This is a genomic window from Micromonospora desertarenae, assembly GCF_056150265.1.
In genome coordinates this window covers 156972-174401 of record NZ_JAXCFQ010000002.1, presented here as the reverse complement: position 1 = coordinate 174401, position 17430 = coordinate 156972, and the positions used below count along the sequence as shown (strand labels likewise).

General features: G+C 75.4%; 19 protein-coding genes. 5 read left to right on the top strand and 14 right to left on the bottom strand.

The window, feature by feature from the left end:
* Positions 1-9: 9 nt before the first annotated feature.
* From panC to SM577_RS03740, 3 genes are all read right to left on the bottom strand, one after another.
* The gene (gene panC / locus SM577_RS03750) at positions 10-858 is read right to left on the bottom strand and encodes a pantoate--beta-alanine ligase (protein WP_302920644.1); all 849 of its coding nucleotides are present in this window, start codon (positions 856-858) and stop codon (positions 10-12) included.
* A 31-nt stretch (positions 859-889) separates the two neighbouring features.
* Positions 890-1855, bottom strand: coding sequence for a Rossmann-like and DUF2520 domain-containing protein (locus tag SM577_RS03745; RefSeq protein ID WP_302920643.1), 966 nt, complete (start codon positions 1853-1855; stop codon positions 890-892).
* 147 nt (positions 1856-2002) lie between these two features.
* A complete protein-coding gene (locus tag SM577_RS03740) occupies positions 2003-3274 on the bottom strand; it encodes a phytase (protein WP_302920642.1) in 1272 nt (423 codons plus the stop codon).
* A 593-nt stretch (positions 3275-3867) separates the two neighbouring features.
* Between SM577_RS03740 and SM577_RS03735 the strand changes: the two genes are divergently transcribed.
* Both SM577_RS03735 and SM577_RS03730 read left to right on the top strand, forming a co-directional pair.
* A complete protein-coding gene (locus SM577_RS03735; protein ID WP_474586446.1) occupies positions 3868-4797 on the top strand; it encodes an SAM-dependent methyltransferase in 930 nt (309 codons plus the stop codon).
* Complete coding sequence (locus tag SM577_RS03730; RefSeq protein WP_302920641.1) at positions 4794-5981, top strand: NADH-quinone oxidoreductase subunit D; 1188 nt, start codon at positions 4794-4796, stop codon at positions 5979-5981. The genes SM577_RS03735 and SM577_RS03730 overlap by 4 nt, the downstream gene beginning before the upstream one ends.
* Before the next feature lie 99 nt (positions 5982-6080).
* Here SM577_RS03730 and SM577_RS03725 read toward each other — a convergent pair whose 3' ends face one another.
* From SM577_RS03725 to SM577_RS03710, 4 genes are all read right to left on the bottom strand, one after another.
* Complete coding sequence (locus SM577_RS03725; RefSeq protein WP_474586295.1) at positions 6081-7754, bottom strand: hypothetical protein; 1674 nt, start codon at positions 7752-7754, stop codon at positions 6081-6083.
* Positions 7755-7972: 218 nt separating this feature from the next.
* The gene (locus tag SM577_RS03720) at positions 7973-8977 is read right to left on the bottom strand and encodes a glycine betaine ABC transporter substrate-binding protein (protein ID WP_302920639.1); all 1005 of its coding nucleotides are present in this window, start codon (positions 8975-8977) and stop codon (positions 7973-7975) included.
* 195 nt (positions 8978-9172) lie between these two features.
* Entirely contained in the window at positions 9173-9895 is a 723-nt protein-coding gene (locus SM577_RS03715) for an ABC transporter permease (protein WP_302920638.1), read from the bottom strand.
* A 37-nt stretch (positions 9896-9932) separates the two neighbouring features.
* Entirely contained in the window at positions 9933-10622 is a 690-nt protein-coding gene (locus SM577_RS03710) for an ABC transporter permease (protein WP_302920637.1), read from the bottom strand.
* A 2-nt stretch (positions 10623-10624) separates the two neighbouring features.
* Between SM577_RS03710 and SM577_RS03705 the strand changes: the two genes are divergently transcribed.
* The gene (locus tag SM577_RS03705; RefSeq protein WP_474580829.1) at positions 10625-11617 is read left to right on the top strand and encodes an ABC transporter ATP-binding protein; all 993 of its coding nucleotides are present in this window, start codon (positions 10625-10627) and stop codon (positions 11615-11617) included.
* Between the two features lie 33 nt (positions 11618-11650).
* Here the strand turns inward: SM577_RS03705 and SM577_RS03700 are convergent, their stop codons facing one another.
* The 7 genes from SM577_RS03700 to folP all read right to left on the bottom strand — a co-directional run bounded on the left by SM577_RS03700 (position 11651) and on the right by folP (position 16372).
* On the bottom strand, positions 11651-12145 hold the full coding sequence (locus SM577_RS03700) for a hypothetical protein (protein WP_302920635.1): 495 nt from the start codon (positions 12143-12145) through the stop codon (positions 11651-11653).
* A 57-nt stretch (positions 12146-12202) separates the two neighbouring features.
* Complete coding sequence (locus SM577_RS03695) at positions 12203-12517, bottom strand: hypothetical protein (protein ID WP_302920634.1); 315 nt, start codon at positions 12515-12517, stop codon at positions 12203-12205.
* Between the two features lie 66 nt (positions 12518-12583).
* Positions 12584-13798, bottom strand: coding sequence for an ABC transporter permease (locus SM577_RS03690; protein WP_474586294.1), 1215 nt, complete (start codon positions 13796-13798; stop codon positions 12584-12586).
* A gap of 116 nt (positions 13799-13914) precedes the next feature.
* Positions 13915-14457 carry a DUF3180 domain-containing protein gene (locus SM577_RS03685; protein ID WP_302920632.1) on the bottom strand — a complete coding sequence of 181 codons (543 nt, stop codon included), beginning with the start codon at positions 14455-14457 and terminating at the stop codon, positions 13915-13917.
* 156 nt (positions 14458-14613) lie between these two features.
* Positions 14614-15141 (bottom strand): 2-amino-4-hydroxy-6-hydroxymethyldihydropteridine diphosphokinase, encoded by a 528-nt coding sequence (gene folK, locus SM577_RS03680; RefSeq protein ID WP_474580826.1) that lies wholly within the window; start codon positions 15139-15141, stop codon positions 14614-14616.
* Positions 15138-15503, bottom strand: a complete 366-nt coding sequence (gene folB, locus SM577_RS03675; RefSeq protein WP_474580825.1) for a dihydroneopterin aldolase — start codon at positions 15501-15503, stop codon at positions 15138-15140. The genes folK and folB overlap by 4 nt, the downstream gene beginning before the upstream one ends.
* On the bottom strand, positions 15500-16372 hold the full coding sequence (gene folP / locus SM577_RS03670; RefSeq protein WP_474586293.1) for a dihydropteroate synthase: 873 nt from the start codon (positions 16370-16372) through the stop codon (positions 15500-15502). The genes folB and folP overlap by 4 nt, the downstream gene beginning before the upstream one ends.
* Positions 16373-16728: 356 nt before the next feature.
* On the opposite strand from folP, the gene SM577_RS03665 reads away from it, so the two are divergent.
* Both SM577_RS03665 and SM577_RS03660 read left to right on the top strand, forming a co-directional pair.
* Positions 16729-17043 (top strand): hypothetical protein, encoded by a 315-nt coding sequence (locus SM577_RS03665; RefSeq protein WP_088996416.1) that lies wholly within the window; start codon positions 16729-16731, stop codon positions 17041-17043.
* A 13-nt stretch (positions 17044-17056) separates the two neighbouring features.
* The gene (locus SM577_RS03660) at positions 17057-17419 is read left to right on the top strand and encodes a hypothetical protein (RefSeq protein ID WP_088996417.1); all 363 of its coding nucleotides are present in this window, start codon (positions 17057-17059) and stop codon (positions 17417-17419) included.
* Positions 17420-17430: the final 11 nt, after the last annotated feature.

The following is a 17430-nucleotide window of genomic DNA, read 5'->3' as shown; positions in this document are numbered from 1 at the left end:
TGGTGGGGTTCAGGATCGCGGGGCGAGCCGGATCGCCGTGTTGTCGATGAGCCGGGTGTCGCCGACCCAGGCCGCGATGAGCAGCCGGGCCGGGCCGGCGACCGGTCCCGGCTCCAGGTCCGGGTCGGTGAGCACCAGGTAGTCCAGCCGCGCGCCGGGCGTACCGGCGCCGAACCCGGCGTGCGCGGCGGCCAGCACGGCGCCCGCGTCCAGTCCGCGGTCGGCGGCCTCCGCACCGGCCCGCAGCGCCGCCGAGAGGCTCAGCGCGGCCTGCCGCTCACTCGGCGAGAGGTAGCGGTTGCGGCTGGACAGCGCCAGCCCGTCCGGCTCCCGGACGGTCGGCACGCCGACCACCTCGACCGGCACGTCGAGGTCCCGGGCCATCCGCCGCACCAGGGTCAGCTGCTGGTAGTCCTTCTCGCCGAAGAACGCCAGGTCGGGCCGGGTCAGCTGGAACAGCTTCAGCACCACGGTGAGCACCCCGTGGAAGAAGCCGGGCCGGCTGTGCCCCTCCAGGTCCTCGCCGAGCTGGCCCGGGTTGACCCGGACCCGGGGCTGGCCGTCCGGGTACATCTCCGCCACCGAGGGGGCGAAGACCAGGTCGGCGCCGGCCCGCCGACAGATCTCCAGATCGGCGTCGAGGGTGCGCGGGTAGCGGTCGAAGTCCTCGTTCGGCCCGAACTGCAACGGGTTCACGAAGATGGTGACCAGCACGTGGTCGGCCCGCTCCCGGGCGGCCCGCAGCAGCTCCTCGTGCCCCGAGTGCAGGGCGCCCATGGTCATCACCACGCCCACGGTGCCCTTGAGCCCGCCGCGCGCCGCGGCCAACTCGGCGCGGGTGTGCACCAGTTCCGTCACGCGGCACCTCCGCCGGTCGTCACCTGCTCGCTCACGCGGCCACCTCCCGCGCCGTGCCGGCCAGCACGCCGAGCAGCGACTCCGCGTCGACCGGGCGCAACCGGCCGGCCGCGATGGCCCGGTCCGCGGTGCGCCGGGCCAGCGCCAGGTACGGTGCGACCGACTCCGGCGCGGTGGCCGCCAGCCGGGCCAGGTGCCGCTCCACGGTGCCGGCGTCGCCCCGGGACACCGGGCCGGTCAGCGCGTCGTCGCCGAGCCGCAGCGCGTTCTCCAGGGCGGCCCGCAGCAGCGGGGCGAGCACCTTCTCCGGCTGGGCCACCCCGGCGTCGCGCAGCCGGTCGGCCGCCTCGTTGACCAGGGTCACCAGGTGGTTGGCGCCGTGCGCCAGCGCCGCGTGGTAGAGCGGCCGGTCCGCCTCGCCCACCCACTCGGGCACCCCGCCGAGGTCGGCGACCAGCCGGGCGGCCAGCGGGCGCAGTTCGGCCGGCGCGGTCACCCCGTACGAGATGCCGGCCAGCCGGCCGAGGTCGTCCGGCGTACCGGTGAAGGTCATCGCGGGGTGCAGGGCCAGCGGCCGGGCACCGACGGCCGCGGCCGGGGCCAGCACGGCCAGCCCGTGCGCGCCGGAGGTGTGCGCGACCACCTGGCCGGGGCGGAGCGCGCCGCTCTCGGCCAGGCCGGCGACCACCCCGGCCAGCGCGTCGTCCGGGACGGCGAGCAGCAGCAGGTCGGTGGCCGCCCGGGCCACCGAGGTGGCGGAGCGGCGGGGCACGCCGGGGAGCAGCAGGGCCAGCCGGGCGCGGCTGGCGCCGGAGACACCGGCCGCGGCGACCACCCGGTGACCGGCGGCGGCCAGCGCCGCGCCGAGCACGGCGCCGACCCGACCGGCGCCGATGACGCCGACGGTGAGGAAGCGGGGGGTGGCGGCCGGGGCGCCGGCCGACTGTGCGGCGGCCCTGCGCGGGGCGCCCGGACGCGGGCGCAGCGGTGCGCTCATGGCAACGATCCAGTCCTCGAGAAGGGGTACCGGTCGCCGCAAGTATGCGCCGGGGCAACGATGCCGAAACAGGATGTGTGAAAACCTTCACCAAGCGGGCGACCGGGCCGCTCCGGTGGCGCGGAGCGGCCCGGTGTGCGCCGGGATTCAGCGGGTCGGGCGCAGGAAACCGGCGTCCAGGAACTTGAAGTTCGTGTCGGTCCGGGCCTCGCCGTCCTCACCCGGGGTCGCCGGGGTGTTCCGGCCGTCGTGCACCACCAGCAGGCCACCGGGGAAGCCGGGCAGCGGGGTGGCCACCACGGCCGCGCCGTCGCATTCCTGCGAGCCGTCGACCCGGCCGTCGACGACGGCGAACCGCCCGGTCGGCCGGCCGGTGCGCCGGTCGTACGTGTAGAAGGTGTCGTCGCCCTGGCTGGACACCACCAGGGTGCCGGTCGACCGGCCGGTCCGGTAGATGGTGAGCCCCTCCACGTCCTGGGCGATCCGGCCACCGAACCCGGGATCGGCCGGGTAGTCGGTCACGCAGTCCTCCTCCTCGGCGTCGTACGCCGCCGGCACGCCGTACTCGCGGACCCGCTCGACCGGGACCGGCGCGCCGGCGAACCGGCCACCCACCAGCCGGGTACGCCAGAGCCCGACCTTCTCCTGAGCCAGGTGCACCACGCCGGTGTCCGGGTCCACCACGGTCCCCTCCACCTGCGGCCCGTCGCCCGGGTCGGTACACGGCGACCAGCGGCTGCCGTCCGGCAGGGTGAACGTCGCGGGCAGGGTGAGCCGGTCCACCGGCCGGTAGGAGACCCGGCCGGCCCGCTCGACCAACCGGAACACCCCCACCTCCGGGGTGCTGCGGCGGCTCACCACGGCGTACGCGGCACCGTCGCGGTCGGTGAAGGTGCCCAGCCCGTACGCGGTCCGCTGCGCGTTGACCTCGGCCTGGTCGCGGCTGAACGCGTACGGCACGTCCGGCGCGGTGACGTCGGTCAGCCGGCGGGTGGCCGGGTCGATCCGGTAGAACCGCAGGTGGTCCCGGCCCCGGTCGGTGACCACCGCCAGGTCGACCCGCCGCCCGCCGAGCCGGAACCCGGTGACCAGGTCGACGTTGTTGAACCGGCCGGCCTCGTCGCCCGGGCCGGGTGGCGGCGGGGTGGCGATCACCTGTCGCTCCCGGGCCCGCAGGTCGTACACCCGCAGGCCGCCGTTCTTGGCGGTGGCGATGACCAGACTCCCGGCCCGGTCGGTCGGGTGGACCCAGATCGCCGGGTCGTCGGCGTCGGCGTCCCCGCCGGCCTCGTCGTCGTAGAGCGAGGGGGTCTCGGTCGCCGCCCGCACCGGGCGCGGCGCTTCCGGCGCGGCGGCCGCGGGGGCGCCGGCCAGCAGCAGCGGTACGACCGCCAGGGCGGGGATGAGGAGTCGTCTCATGCCGGTGACCGTAGGGTCGGCACGGTGACGCACGCTGAACGTGGGATGAACTGATGTCGATACCGTGGCGGGCCGCGATGAGCCGGGCGCTGTACGGGCCGGGCGGCTTCTTCGTCTCCGGCCCCGGCCCGGCCGGCCACTTCCGCACCAGCGTGCACGCCTCGCCCGCGTTCGCCGCCGCGCTGCTGCGCCTGGTCGCCCAGGTCGACGCCGCCCTCGGTCACCCGGACCGGCTGGACGTGGTCGACGTCGGCGCGGGGCGCGGTGAGCTGCTGCGGGCCCTCGCCACGCTGGCCGCCGCCGGGTCCGCCGCCTCCGGTGGCGGGTGGGGCGTGGTGGGGGTTTCCGGGGAGCCCACCCGCTCCGGGCGGTCAGGCTTGATCCCTCCGCGGGCGGGCTCCCCGGAAACCCCGACTCCTCCGGCCGCCGTCCGCCCGGCACGCTCCGCTGAACCTGCGCCCGCCGTCGGTCCGACATGCTCTCCTCCGCCGGCACCCGCGGGTTCGGCACGGTTCTCCGAGTCCGGCACTGCCGTCGATGCGGGGTCTTCCGCTGCCTCCGCCGATGCATCGCTCGGATCGCCGTCCGGCGGGATCGCCGGCCGGGAGCCGCTCGCTCGGCGGTTGCGGCTCACCGCTGTCGAGCTCGCCCCCCGACCCGACGACCTGCCGGTCGAGATCGCCTGGTCCGATGAGATTCCCACCGGGATCGTCGGGCTGCTAGTGGCCACCGAGTGGCTCGACAACGTGCCGCTGGACGTGGCGGTGCACACCGGCGACGGTTGGCGCTATCTGCTGGTCGATCCGCTGACCGGCGCGGAGAGCGTGGGTGGTCCGGTCGGCCCGGAGGACGCCGAGTGGCTCGCGACCTGGTGGCCGGTCCCCGACCCGGAGCCGGACTCCCCCGCCGGCCGCGACTCGGCTCTCCCGACGAGCGTGACGGACTCTCGCAGCTCGGCCGGGTCGGGTTTCCGGGTAGCCCGGCCGGCGGAGGGATCAAGCCGGACCGCCCGGAGCGGACCGGGCTGCCCGGAAATCCCCCACGGTGACCACGAGATCGGCACGCGGGCCGAGGTCGGCCGGAGCAGGGACGCGGCCTGGGCCGAGGCGGTCGGAAGAGTCGACCGGGGGCTGGCGTTGGCGGTGGACTACGGGCACCTGCGGGAGAGCAGGCCGGTGGACGGGACGGTGACCGGGTACCGGGGTGGGCGGCAGGTGCCGCCGGTGCCGGACGGGTCGTGTGACGTGACCGCACACGTCGCCATGGACTCGGTCGCCTCCGCCGGTGAGCGGGTCGCCGGGTGTGCGTACGCCCTGGGGTCGCAGCGGGAGGGGTTGCGGGCGCTCGGGGCCGACGGCGGCCGACCGCCGCTGAGCCTGGCCGCCAGCGACCCGGCCGGATACGTGCGGGCGCTGGCCGCCGCGTCGGCGGTGGCCGAGTTGACCGACCCGGCCGGGCTCGGCGGGCACTGGTGGCTGCGGCAACCGGTCGGCATCGACCCGGCGCCGTTCATGGCACGATGACGGGCATGACCACGGACGCCGGCGACCTCCGCGAGCTGACCGTCGGCACCGGGGCCGGCCTGGTGGCGGGCACCGGCGGGGAGCAGCTCGGCACCGACATGGTGCTCAACATCGGGCCGCAGCACCCCTCCACGCACGGGGTGCTCCGGCTGCGGCTGGTGCTCGACGGCGAACGGGTGGTCTCGGCCGAGCCGATCGTCGGCTACATGCACCGGGGCGCCGAGAAGCTCTTCGAGGTACGCGACTACCGGCAGATCATCGTGCTGGCCAACCGGCACGACTGGCTCTCGGCGTTCGCCAACGAGCTGGGCGTGGTGCTCGCGGTCGAGCGGCTGATGGGCATGGAGGTGCCGGAGCGGGCGACCTGGCTGCGGATGGCGCTGGCCGAGCTGAACCGGGTGCTCAACCACCTGATGTTCCTCGGCTCGTACCCACTGGAGATCGGCGCGATCACCCCGATGTTCTACGCCTTCCGGGAGCGGGAGACCCTCCAGGCGGTGATGGAAGAGGTCTCCGGCGGCCGGATCCACTACATGTTCAACCGGGTCGGCGGCCTGAAGGAGGAGGTGCCGTCCGGCTGGACCGGCCGGGCCCGCGCCGCGATCGGCGAGGTACGCCGGCGGCTGCCCGATCTGGACAACCTGATCCGGCGCAACGACATCTTCCTGGCCCGTACCGTCGGCGTCGGCGTGCTGTCGGCCGCGGACGCCGCCGCGTTCGGCGCGTCCGGCCCGGTCGCCCGCGCCTCCGGGCTCGACCTGGACCTGCGTCGCGACGAGCCCTACCTGGCCTACGACCAGCTCGACGTGCCGGTGGTGACCAAGACCGCCGGGGACTGCCACGCCCGCTTCGAGGTGCTGCTCGACCAGGTCTACGTCTCGCTCGACCTGGCCGAACAGTGCCTGGACCGGGTGGACCGGCTGACCGGGCCGGTGAACACCCGGCTGCCCAAGGTGCTCAAGGCGCCCGAGGGGCACACCTACGCCTGGACCGAGAACCCGCTCGGGATCAACGGCTACTACCTGGTCTCCCGGGGCGAGAAGACGCCGTGGCGACTCAAGCTGCGCACCGCCTCGTACGCGAACGTGCAGGCACTGGCCACCCTGCTGCCGGGCTGCCTGGTGCCCGACCTGATCGCCATCCTCGGCTCGATGTTCTTCGTGGTGGGCGACATCGACAAGTGACCGGCCGACCGGCCGCGGCGGTCACCGCCAGCGGCCTGCGCTCGCGGCCGGTGTGAGCGGTCGTTGTGGGGGGTCAGCGCCAGCGGCCGGTGTGGCGGGTCAGCGCCAGCGGTCGGCGGAGCGGGCGCCACCGGCGCGGGGCGCGTCGTCCTGCGGCGGGTAGCCGTAGCGCTGCTCCTCGGCGCGCGGGCGCCACCGCTCCGGCTCGGGCTCGGGCTGGTAGCCGCGCTGCGGTTCGGGCTGGTAGCCGCGCGACGGCTCGGACTGGTAGCCGCGCGACGGCTCGGACTGGTAGCCGCGCGACGGCTCGGACTGGTAGCCGCGCGACGGCTCGGACTGGTAGCCGCGCGACGGCTCGGCTTGGGGGCCGCGTTGCCGCGGCGGGCGCCACTCGTCCGGCACCGGCACCCCGCCGACCGGCAACGCCGGCCGGTCCTCGGGCTCGGACCAGCCCTCGCGCCACCCCTCCGCGTCGTCCCGGTCGTGACCCCGCCGGGCGCTCGCCCAGCGATCCGCCACCCGGTACTCGGTGCCGCCCGCGTCGGCGAGCACCTCCGCGCGCCGCTCCCCGACCCGCACCTCACGGCCGTGCTCGTCGTCGCGCACCGCGGCCCAGCGGTCACCGGCGCGCAGCTGCGACCAGTACTCGCCACCCTCCACGTCCTCGACCGGCTGCGGTGACCGGCCACGCCCGGCCGGCTCCCGCCAGCCCGGTTCCGCACCGCCATCCGCAGCCGAGCCACCCCGCGCGTGCCCGCCGGCCCAGCCGCGGTCGTCCCGCTGGTCGGACCAGCCCGGCTCGTCGCGCCGGTCGGACCAGCCCCGGTCCTCCCGCTGGCCGGACCGGTCCCGCTCGTCCCGTTGGGCCGACCAGCCGCGGTCGTCGTCGCGGTCGCCGTAGCCGGACCAGGAGCGGCTGTCCGGTTCGGCGCCGCCCCAGGACCGCTCCTCGCCACCCGGGGCCCACCGGCCGGCGTACCCGCCGCCGTAGCGGGTGCCGGAGTCGCCGGGGACCCCGGCGGCGCCGTCCACGATGGTGTGCCGGGTGGTGACGTGCACGGTCTCGGTGTGCCGGACCACCCCGAGCGGGCGGGCCCCGGCCTCGGCGCGGGGGTCCGGTTCCGCCGGTCGGGACGCGCCGTACACGCCGGCGCTCGGCCGCTCACCGCCGCCGTAGACCCCGCCCGGGGAGCCGTACCGGGAGGCCGGCTGCGGCCGGCGGGCCTCCTCGTCGTCGCGTTCCGGCTGGCCCCAGCGGGGCGCCGGCTCCTCCGGGACGCGACCCCGGCCGGCGGCGGCCTCGTCCGGGACACGGCCCCGGCCGGCGGCCGGCTCGTCCGCCGGCTCCGCGGCGGGCACCCGGGCGCGACCCGCCCCGGTCGGATCGTCACCGGCCAGCGCGGCGCTGCTGGCGTCTAGTCGCCGGCGCAACCCGGCGACCGCCTCCTGAGCCCGCTGCGCCTGGTCGAGCGCCTGGTTGCCGCGCTGGGCCGCGGCCACGATCTCGCCGCGCAGCTCGCGGCGCAGCTGCTCGATCTCGTCCAGCAGTTCCTCGGTGCCGCCGTGGCCGCCACCGTCGGCGCGCAGCGCGATCGACAGGCCGATCAGCACCACGGCCAGGATGGCCAGCACGGCGGCGAACCGCAGCGGCCCGTTGCCGTCGGCGACCAGCAGGATCAACGCCGCCACCGGTGCCAGCGCCACGCCGATCCAGAACAGGGCGGTGAGCAGCGGCGGATTGCGCTTGTCGGCGGGGGCGACCGGGGCTGGCATGGGTGTGCAGCCTACCGAGAGTTGCCGTGCCTGTGAACGGCCCGCGGCATCCGCGAGCGGGCTTTACCGGGAGTTCGACCCGTGGTTGACACGGAGCGGCGATCGGCCGCCGGGCGCGGTGCGCCGGTGGCGTCGCGGCTTGTCGGTCCGGGTGGTGCCGGTGGGGCGCCCAGCGCCCGGAGCGCGGCGAGGCTGCCGCCGCGCTCCGGGTCGGCGGCTCAGCCAGTGGCCAGTGCCCCGTCGGAGGAGAAGACCAGCCCGACGCTGGCGGCGCCCGTCTTCAGCGCGTTCTTGGTCTGCGGGCCACCCGCGTCGAGCGAGCTGAACGAGCCGGCCTTGAAGTCGTAGACCTCGACCAGCCCGGCCTGGCACTTCGGCCGCTGCGGGCACTCCGGCGGGCCGGCCAGCACGGTGGCCTGACCGGAGCACTTCGCGGCCAGGTCGGACAGGGTGCTCACGCCGTACTTGTCGGCGAACGCCTTGGTGACCGCGAAGGCGTTCTGGTCCTGCGCGGCCGACGGCGCGCCGAAGGCGATGCCCACCTTGTCACCGGCGGCCTTCAGCGCGGTGACGGTCTTCTCCAGCTCGGGCGAGGAGACCGGCTGGGCGTTCTGCCCGTTGGCCTTGGTGTTGAGGAACTCGGCCATGGTCGCCGCGTACTCCGGGACGACCTGGATCTCGCCCTTCTCCAGGGCCGGCTCGTAGAGCTCGCGGCTGCCGATCTGCTGCACCCGGACCTGGTAGCCGGCGGCGGTCAGCGTGATCTTGTAAAGCTCGGCCAGGGTCTGGCTCTCGCTGAAGTTGCCGGCGCCCACCACGATCTGCCCGCCCGGGCCCTTGGCGATGCCGGCGGTGAGGTCGTTCGCGGTGGCGAACTCCTTGGCCGCCACCTCGGGCGTCTTGCGGTCGACGTCGACGGCCTTGTTGAGCTGGATCAGCTTCGGCGTGTCGAGCGCGGTGGAGACCTTGTCGAGCGCCGCCACCAGCTGCGGCGTGGCCACGTCGGCGTTGACCGCCGGGATGACGTTGTCGGTGTTCTGGAGCTTCTTGTCGTCGTCGAGGACGACGAGCTGGTCGCCGGCGACGGGGGCGCAGCCGGCCCCGGTGGCGCCCTGCTGGGGCGCGTCGGTGCCGGAGGAGCCCGCGTCGCCGCATCCGGTCAGCAGCCCGGCCGCCGTGAGGGCACCGACTGCCCCCACCGCCAGGCGTGTACGTGCGCGCATGATGCCCGCCTTCCGTGTCCCGGCGCGACCCTGGACGGGCCGGCCGCGTGTCCGACGGGCGACTGCTTCGTTGATCGCCCGCGTTTCCACCCAACATCTTCCGCGGGGGTCCGACAACTTCGAGCGACCTTTGTCACCGGATCGTCACCGCCCGGTCCACCCGGCGCCGCGCGACCCGGGACGGGGCCCGTGCGGTCAGCCGCCGGCCACCGCGTCGGCCGCCCGCCGGGCCGCCCGGCGCCGGACCGGGCGCAGCGGCCGCGGGGTCACCAGCCGTTCGACCAGGGCCAGCACCAGCTCCACCAGCACCGCCAGCCCGGCCACCAGGACGCCCCCGGCCAGGATCTGCCCGCCGCCGGCGGCGATGTCCAGCCCGAACCCGGCCCGGATGATCTGGCCCAGCCCGCCCCCGTTGACGAAGGAGGCCAGCGCCGCGGTGGCCACCACCTGCACCGAGGCGGTCCGGAAGCCGGCCGCGAGGTAGGGCACGGCCAGCGGCAGCTCGACCCGGCGCAGCAACTGCCAGCCGGAGAAACCCATCCCGCGCGCCGCGTCCCGGGCCTCCGGGTCGGCCTGCCGCACCCCGGTGTACGCGTTGGCCAGCAGCGGCGGCACCGCGAAGACGGCCAGCGCCACCACCACTGCCGGGCGGCCGAAACCGAGGAAGGTCAGCGGCAGGATGGTCAGCAGGGCGAGCGTCGGCACGGCCAGCGTGATGTTGGCCACCAGCACGACGAGGCCGCCGCCCCGGCCGGTGTGCCCCAGCCAGAGCCCGATCGGCCAGGCGACCAGGCAGCCCAGCGCCACGGCGGCGGCGGACATCGACAGGTGCTCGCCGAGCCGGTCCAGGATGCCGCCGGGGTTCGTCCAGTTCAGCGGGTCGTTGAGCCAGACCAGGGCCGCCTCGACGGGGTTCACCGCCGCCCCCGTCCGCCGGCCGGGCCGGACCGCGCGGTCACGCGGCCCGCCCGCGCCGCAGCCAGGGGGCGACCAGCCGCCCCACCCCGGCGATCAGCAGGTCCAGCACCAGCGCGAGCAGGACGCAGAGCAGCGTCCCGGTCATGATCTGCGCCTTGTAGAAGTTGTTCTGGAAGCCGGCGAAGATGAGCTGCCCGAGGCCGCCGCGGCCGATCACCACGCCGACGGTGACCAGGGCCACCGTGGAGACCGTGGCCAGCCGCAGCCCGGTGAGGATGCCGGGCAGGGCCAGCGGCAGCTCGATCCGGAACAGCCGGCCCCACCGGCCGTAGCCCATCCCCTCGGCGGCCTCCCGGACCTCGGGCGGCACCTGGTTGAGCCCGGCGATCGCGTTGCGCACGATCACCAGCAGCGCGTACAGCACCACCACGCTGAGCACGGTGATCGCGCCGATGCCCAGGTACGGCGCGAGGAAGGCGAAGAGCGCCAGCGACGGGATGGTGTAGAGCACGCCGGTGAGTGCGAGAATCGGGCCGGCGAGCCGGCGGAACCAGTACGCGGCCACCGCCAGCGGCAACGCCACCAGGGCGGCGATCAGCACCGCGCGGACGGTCAGCGAGGCGTGCTCCCGCACCGCGGCGAGGATCGTGTCAGAGTTGTCCCGCACGTACTGCCAGGAGAACCACGGGTTACCCGGGTCGGCCCGGTAGCTCAGGCGGAAGGACATACGTGGACGTTACCCCGGAGAGCACCGGCGAGCCGCGCGCGGCGTCGATCACCCTGGAGGGCATCCGCAAGCGCTACCCGGACGGCACCGAGGCGGTCCGGGAACTCAGCCTGGAGATCAAGGCCGGCGAACTGGTGGTGCTGATCGGCCCGTCCGGGTGCGGCAAGTCCACCGTGCTGCGCATGATCAACCGACTGGTCGAGCCGACCGGCGGCCGGATCCTGCTCGGCGACGAGGACGTGACCCGCGCCGACGCGGTCCGGCTGCGCCGGCGGATCGGCTACGTCATCCAGAACGTCGGCCTTTTTCCACACCAGACGGTCAGCGCCAACGTCGCCACCGTGCCCCGGCTGCTGGGCTGGCCCCGGGAGCGCAGCCGCCGCCGGGTCGACGAGCTGCTGGAGCTGGTCGGGCTCGATCCGGGGCAGTTCGGCCGGCGCTATCCGCACGAGCTCTCCGGCGGGCAGCGGCAGCGGGTCGGGGTGGCCCGGGCGCTGGCCGCCGACCCGGTGGTGCTGCTGATGGACGAGCCGTTCTCGGCCGTCGACCCGATCGTGCGGAGCCGGTTGCAGGAGGAGTTCCTGCGGTTGCAGGCCGAGGTGCGCAAGACGATCGTGCTGGTCACCCACGACCTGGACGAGGCGGTCCGGCTCGGCGACCGGATCGCCGTGCTCTCCCAGGGCGGTCACCTGGAGCAGTACGACACCCCGGCGGCCCTGCTCGGCGCGCCCGCCACGCCGTTCGTCCGGGAGTTCGTCGGCGCCGACCGGGGGATCCGCCGGCTGGTGGTCACGCCGGTCACCCGGGAGATGCTGGCGCCGCTGGCCGACGCGCCCGCCGACCTGCCGGCGGTCCCGCTCGGCGGCCCTGCGTACGACGCGCTCGCGGTGATGCTCACCGCCGCCGCCGACCGGGTGCTGGTCACCGACGACGGGCGGCCGGTCGGCGTGCTCACCCGGGCCGACCTGCTCGACGCCGGCCTGCCGGCTCGCTGAGCCGCCGCCGGGCCGCCCGGGCGCCGGCCCGGTTCAGGCCCGTCCGCCCAGGCTGGCCGTGCCCACGACCCAGCCGGCGAGGAAGCCGTACGAGGCGCCGGTGCCGGCGGCCTGGAGCGCGGCGAGCAGCGTCGGGTCCGGCCCGAGGAACGCGGCGAGCAGTGACGCCAGGCCGCCGGCCAGGACGTACGCGGCCCAGCCGGAGAAGAACTGGCTGACCGAGCCCTGCACCCGGGCCACCTGGGCGGCGGGCAGCAGGTAGAGGAAGGTGGCGGCGAGCACCACCAGCAGCACCGCGCGCAGGTTGCCGGCGAGCAGTCCGCCGTCCTCGCCGGAGAACCGCCAGGCCGGCCAGCTCAGCAGCCGCAGGAACCAGCCGCCCGCCGAGTTCGGGTCGGTGTGGTCCTGCGCCCAGCCCACGTACGCCGGACTGCCGCAGAGCGCGACCAGCACGAACGCGGCCAGCCCGCCGGTGCCCGCCGCGGTGCCGTACTGGCCGATGCGCCGCGGCCGGTTGGTGAGGGCCATCGGTGGGTCAGCTCCCGGTGGGCCGCTCGGGGCGGGCCCGCCCGGCCGGTGCCGGTGTCACTGCGGGTGCTTCATCAGGTAGTCGATGAACGCGGCCCGCAGCAGCGGCTCCGCCTCCTCGTAGCCGTGGCCGGTCAGCTCGCGCCACAGCGCGTTGGCCTCGTCGATGATCGGCCCGATCGAGTTCGGCGCCCCGTCCAGCGCGGCGGCCTCGTCCGCGTTGGGCAGGTGTCGCAGCACCGACCAGAAGAACCCCACGTCCCGGCGTTCCCGGGCGACCTCGAACGCGCGCTCCCGCAACTCCTCAGTGGACAGGGCGTCGAGCGCGGCGAACGACGGGCCGGCCCCGGGGGTCGATGGTGTGTCGGTCATGCCGCCGAGCCTAACCGCAGAGATCAGCCGGGGCCCGGTGGACGGCGCAGGCCCACCGGCCGGTCCTCACCGGTCGCCGTCGTCCCACCGGCGGGGGCCGGTGTCCCACTGCGGGGAGCTCCACGGGTCGGCCGGGCTCTCGGTGGTCTGCGTGGGCAGCGTGGGCGGCCAGGTGTCGGCGGGGTCCGACCGGGTCACCGTCCAGCCGGTGCTGATCCGGCCGTCCCCGCTCGGCGACGACTCCACCGCCGGGCCCGCCCCGGGCCGCCCGTACGCCTCGACCAGCCGGGTGACCACCAGCCCGACGCCGAGCGCCGCGCCGCCGACCGCCCACCGGCTCACCGTCCAGCCGCGGGCCTGCGCGTAGGCCAGGACGAGCGCCACCAGGCAGACCGCCAGCAGGGTGCCGAGGATCCCGCCCCGGCGGCCGTACCCGCTGGTGCCGGCGAGCAGCGCGGCGCCCACCGCGAGCACCGTCCAGTCCAGCCCGGGGGTGGGCGCCACCGGACCGGTGTCCCCGGCGGCCACCAGCACCCCGGCCAGCGTGGCCAGCACGGTGGAGCCGACCAGCGCCGCGGCGGCGACGAACGCGGCCACCGCGCCCCGGCGCCGGGCCGGGTCCGCTACCGGACGGAACCGGCCGAGCAGGCGGCGGACCGGTCGCACCGCCCCGAGCAGGCCGCCGAGCACGGCGACCGCGACGAACCCGGCGAAGAGCTGGGCGGCCACGCCGCTCGGGTCGTAGTCGCCCTGCACCAGCACGGGGGCGGAGCGTTGTTCGATGTACACGACCACCCCGGCGGCGCCGGCGAGGCTGGCCGCCCAGGCCGGCACGTGCAGCACCACCACGACCAGCGCCAGCGCCAGCCCGCCGGCCGCGGCCACCGCGAGGGCCGGGGCGACGGCGTTCACCACGCCCCGGTCGCCCTGCTCGGCCACGTGCAGCGCGGCGGCCACCGCCACCGGGCCGATGGCCAGGTTGGCCACGGCGGTACGCAGGCTCAGCCCGGCGGCCAGCGCCAGCAGGCCGAGGGTGACCACGGCGACCAGCAGGGACCGCAGTCCGCCGCCGCGCAGCGCTTCGGGGCTCTCCCGCCAGAGCAGGTAACCCAGCACGCCCACGGCGACCAGCAGCAGCGCCTCCCAGGCCAGGTGCACGGCGATCCGGTCGCGGCCGGGCTCGCCGTGGGCGGGGTCGTCGAAGACGTTCTCCAGGACGGATGCCGGTACCCCGGACGAGGGTTCGACCGGCCCGTCGCGCCCCGGTTCGTCGTACCCCATCAACGCCTCCCACCTGGCCGGTCGTCCAGGTCCGACGCGGGGGCGGACCGGGGCGGCCGTTGCTCTCCGGTCGCCAGGCACGGTACCTGCGCAGGGAGTCCCGCGTAACCCCTCGATCAGCGCGGGCCGGGGCGGGTGTCCCGGTCGCCGGGCTCGCGGTCCTCGTCGTCCTGCTGCTCGGGAACCCGGCAGGAGCGTTCCAGCCAGAGCGCGGCGGCGACCAGGGCGAGCGAGGCGAGCAGCCCGGCGCCGGCGGCCGGTCGGTCCTCGGTGGCGGCCCGGGTGGTCTCCACGAAGAGCCAGCCGGTCAACCCGGCGTAGCCGCCGGCGAAGATGGCGCCGGCCAGCGAGGACGCCTTGGCCAGCACCACGAACCGGGCGACCATCAGCGGGTTGACCGGATCGCGGCCCGGGCGGCGCTCGATCCGGCCCCGGGTGTTGATCGCCGCGTACGCCTCGAGCACGGCGAGCCCGGCCAGGGTGACCACCGGCAGCCAGGGCAGCCGGGGCAGGCCGCTGTAGTAGAGGCCGCTGATCAGCAGCCAGGCCGCGGCGGCGGCGGCGAGGGCGGCCACCACCAGGGTGGAGATCCGGGTCGGACCCATCCGCGACCGGCCGGGACCGGGCCCGCCGGGTGGTCGGGACTGCGCCCGGCTCATGCCGGCACTCCGCTTCGCTGCGTGCCGCCATGAGGCACCACCGCGCCGAGCTGATGATTCGCTCGCTGGCGCTCGCTCATGCCGGCACTCCGCTTCGCTGCGTGCCGCCATGAGGCACCACCGCGCCGAGCCGATGATTCGCTCGCTGGCGCTCGCTCATGCCGTCGACTCTATCGCCAGTTCCGGCCGGGGACGCAGATCCAGGGCGTCGGCGGCGGCCGGCCCGGTGGTGAGCAGGTCGGTCAGCCAGCCGTGGCCGGGCAGCCGGCCGTACGGCTGGATGTCGATCCACGGGCGCAGCACGAACGCCCGCAGGTGCGCCCGGGGGTGCGGCAGGGTCAGCTCGGGATCGTCGCTGAGCACCGGCTCGTCGTCGTCGGTCCAGACGGCGATGACGTCGACGTCGAGGGTGCGCGGGCCGAACCGGCGGGCCGGGTCGCGGGTGCGCCCGGCGGCCCGCTCGGCGGCGCGGGCCCGCTCCAGCCAGTCCCGCGGGCTCGCCGCCGGGTCGGCGGCCAGCAGCACCGCGTTGAGGTACGCGGGCTGGTCGGCGTCGCCCCACGGCGGCGTCTCGTACACCCCGGACACCACCAGCACGCTGTCGCCGAGCGCGCGGACGGCCGACCGCAGGTGGTCGAGCCGGTCGCCGAGGTTGCTGCCCAGCGAGAGCACGGCCCGGGTCACCGGGCCCGGCTCCGGGTCATGGTGACCGCCACGTCGGTGAACGCGTGCGGCACCGGCGCCTCGGGCTTGTGCACGGTGACCGTCGCGGTGACCACCCGGGGGTCGGCCAGGCAGACCGCCAGCAGCCGGTCGGCCAGCGTCTCGATCAGGTTGACCGGCTCTCCGGTCACCACCGCGACCAGCCGCTCGGCCAGCTCGCCGTAGTGGACGGTGTCGGTCACCTCGTCGGAGCGGGCGGCGGGGGCCAGGTCCAGCTCCAGCACGGCGTCGACGACGAAGTCCTGGCCCTGCTCGCGCTCGAAGTCGTACACCCCGTGCCGGCCGTGGGCCCGCAGGCCGGTCAGCTCGATCCGGTCGGTCACCGGTCCCCTCCTCCGCTCGGCACCCGCCCGGCGGCGAGCCGGGGCCGGCCGGTGGCCTGCCAGACCGCCAGCGCGTCCACCGTGCCCCGGACGTCGTGCACCCGTACCCCCCAGGCGCCGGCCGCCACCGCGAGCACGCTGGTGGCGACGGTGGCCGCCTCCCGGCCGTCGGTCGGCCGCGGGGTGCCGTCCGGGCCGGCCAGCAGCCGGCCGAGGTACGACTTGCGACTCGCCCCGAACAGCAGCGGGAAGCCCAGTTCGAGCAGCTCGGGCAGGCGGGCGCTGAGTTCCCAGTTGTGGCTGGCGGTCTTGGCGAAGCCCAGCCCCGGGTCGATCACGATCCGGTCGGCGGCGACGCCGGCACGCAGCGCCTCGTCGACCCGCCGCCCCAGCTCGGCGCGGACGTCCGCGACCACGTCGGTGTAGCTGGCCAGCTCGGTCATCCCGCGGGAGTGGCCGCGCCAGTGCATCAGCACCCAGGGACAGCCGGCATCCCGGACCACCCGGGCCATGTCCGGGTCGGCGAGACCGCCGGAGACGTCGTTGACCACCGCCGCGCCGGCCGCGAGCGCCGCCTCGGCCACCCGGGCCCGGCTGGTGTCGATGCTGGTCGGCACGCCCGCCGCGGCCAGTTCCCGGATCACCGGGAGCACCCGGGCCGCCTCGGTCTCCGCGTCCACCCGGTCGGCGCCCGGACGGGTCGACTCGCCACCGACGTCGACCAGGTGGGCGCCGTCGGCGTGCAGCCGCACGCCGTGTCCGACGGCGGCGTCCAGGTCCGCGTACCGTCCGCCGTCGGAGAAGGAGTCGGGCGTGACGTTGAGGACGCCCATCACCACCGGGGCCGGGGCCCGTACCAGATCGGTCACGGCTTGACGGTACCGGTCGCCGGCGGGCCCCGGCGGGCCCGGGTTGGCCGTCCGTACGACACCCCTGACATGGGCATTGGAACAGGTGTACGATCGGTCGTCCGGGTCGGATCGGGCAGCCTCTTCGCGGCTTGTCGCAAAGGGGGGCGGCCCGTACGCTTTGGAATTGCCCAGCATCGAGATGGCGAAGCCTGGAGGGAGGGCCGAAGCGGGAAGAATCCGGCCAAAGCTCACCACTCTCCGTGGTGGGTAACGAACGCAGGGTCCCGCACGCTGCGCACAGTGAGCACCGTTCCCGCCCAGGCACGTCTACTGCACCGCCGCGGCGCCGCCGGCCGCGATTTGGGGAGGTTCCAGTGATCGCCATCGAGCTGATGGAGACGGCGTCCTCTACCGCCGCCCACCTGCTCTCCACCCTGGCGTCGACTCCACTCGCCGAGCCGGCGCCGAAGGGCATCGACACCGAGGGTGTCGTCACCTTCTTCGCCAGCAAGATCGCGCCGATCCTGCTCGCCGTCCTGGGCGTCATCTTCATCGGCCGGGCCAGCCGCGGCGAGATCTCCAAGGTGCTGACCAGTTCCGCCATCGCCATCGTCGGTCTGGCGTTCATCGCCGGGGCGGCCACACTGTTCTTCATCGGCGACTACCTGATCGACCTGATCTTCGAATAGGCGCGGGCTCGACATGCGGCTGCGCACCGACGACGACATCTACCGGGCTCGCCTGGTCTACCTCGGGCCGCCCGGCTACACCCTTCCGGTCCACCTCCCGTACGCCCAGTACGGGCTGTTCATGCTGCTCGTCCCCCTCTACATGTTCATCCACTGGCTGTTCACGCTGAAGGTGGAGCTCTTCCCGGCCTGGGAGATCGCGCTCGCCATCGTGACCACCTCGTTCGTCTTCCGGTACGTCGACCCGGACCGGCCGGCGCGGATGGTGATCCGCACCGCGCTGACCGACTGGCGGCGCACCCGGGAGCCGGCCACCGAGCAGCGCGATCCCCGCCTGGTCGGCAGCCGGATCAGGATCCGGGAGGAACTGGCATGACCGGGCAGTCG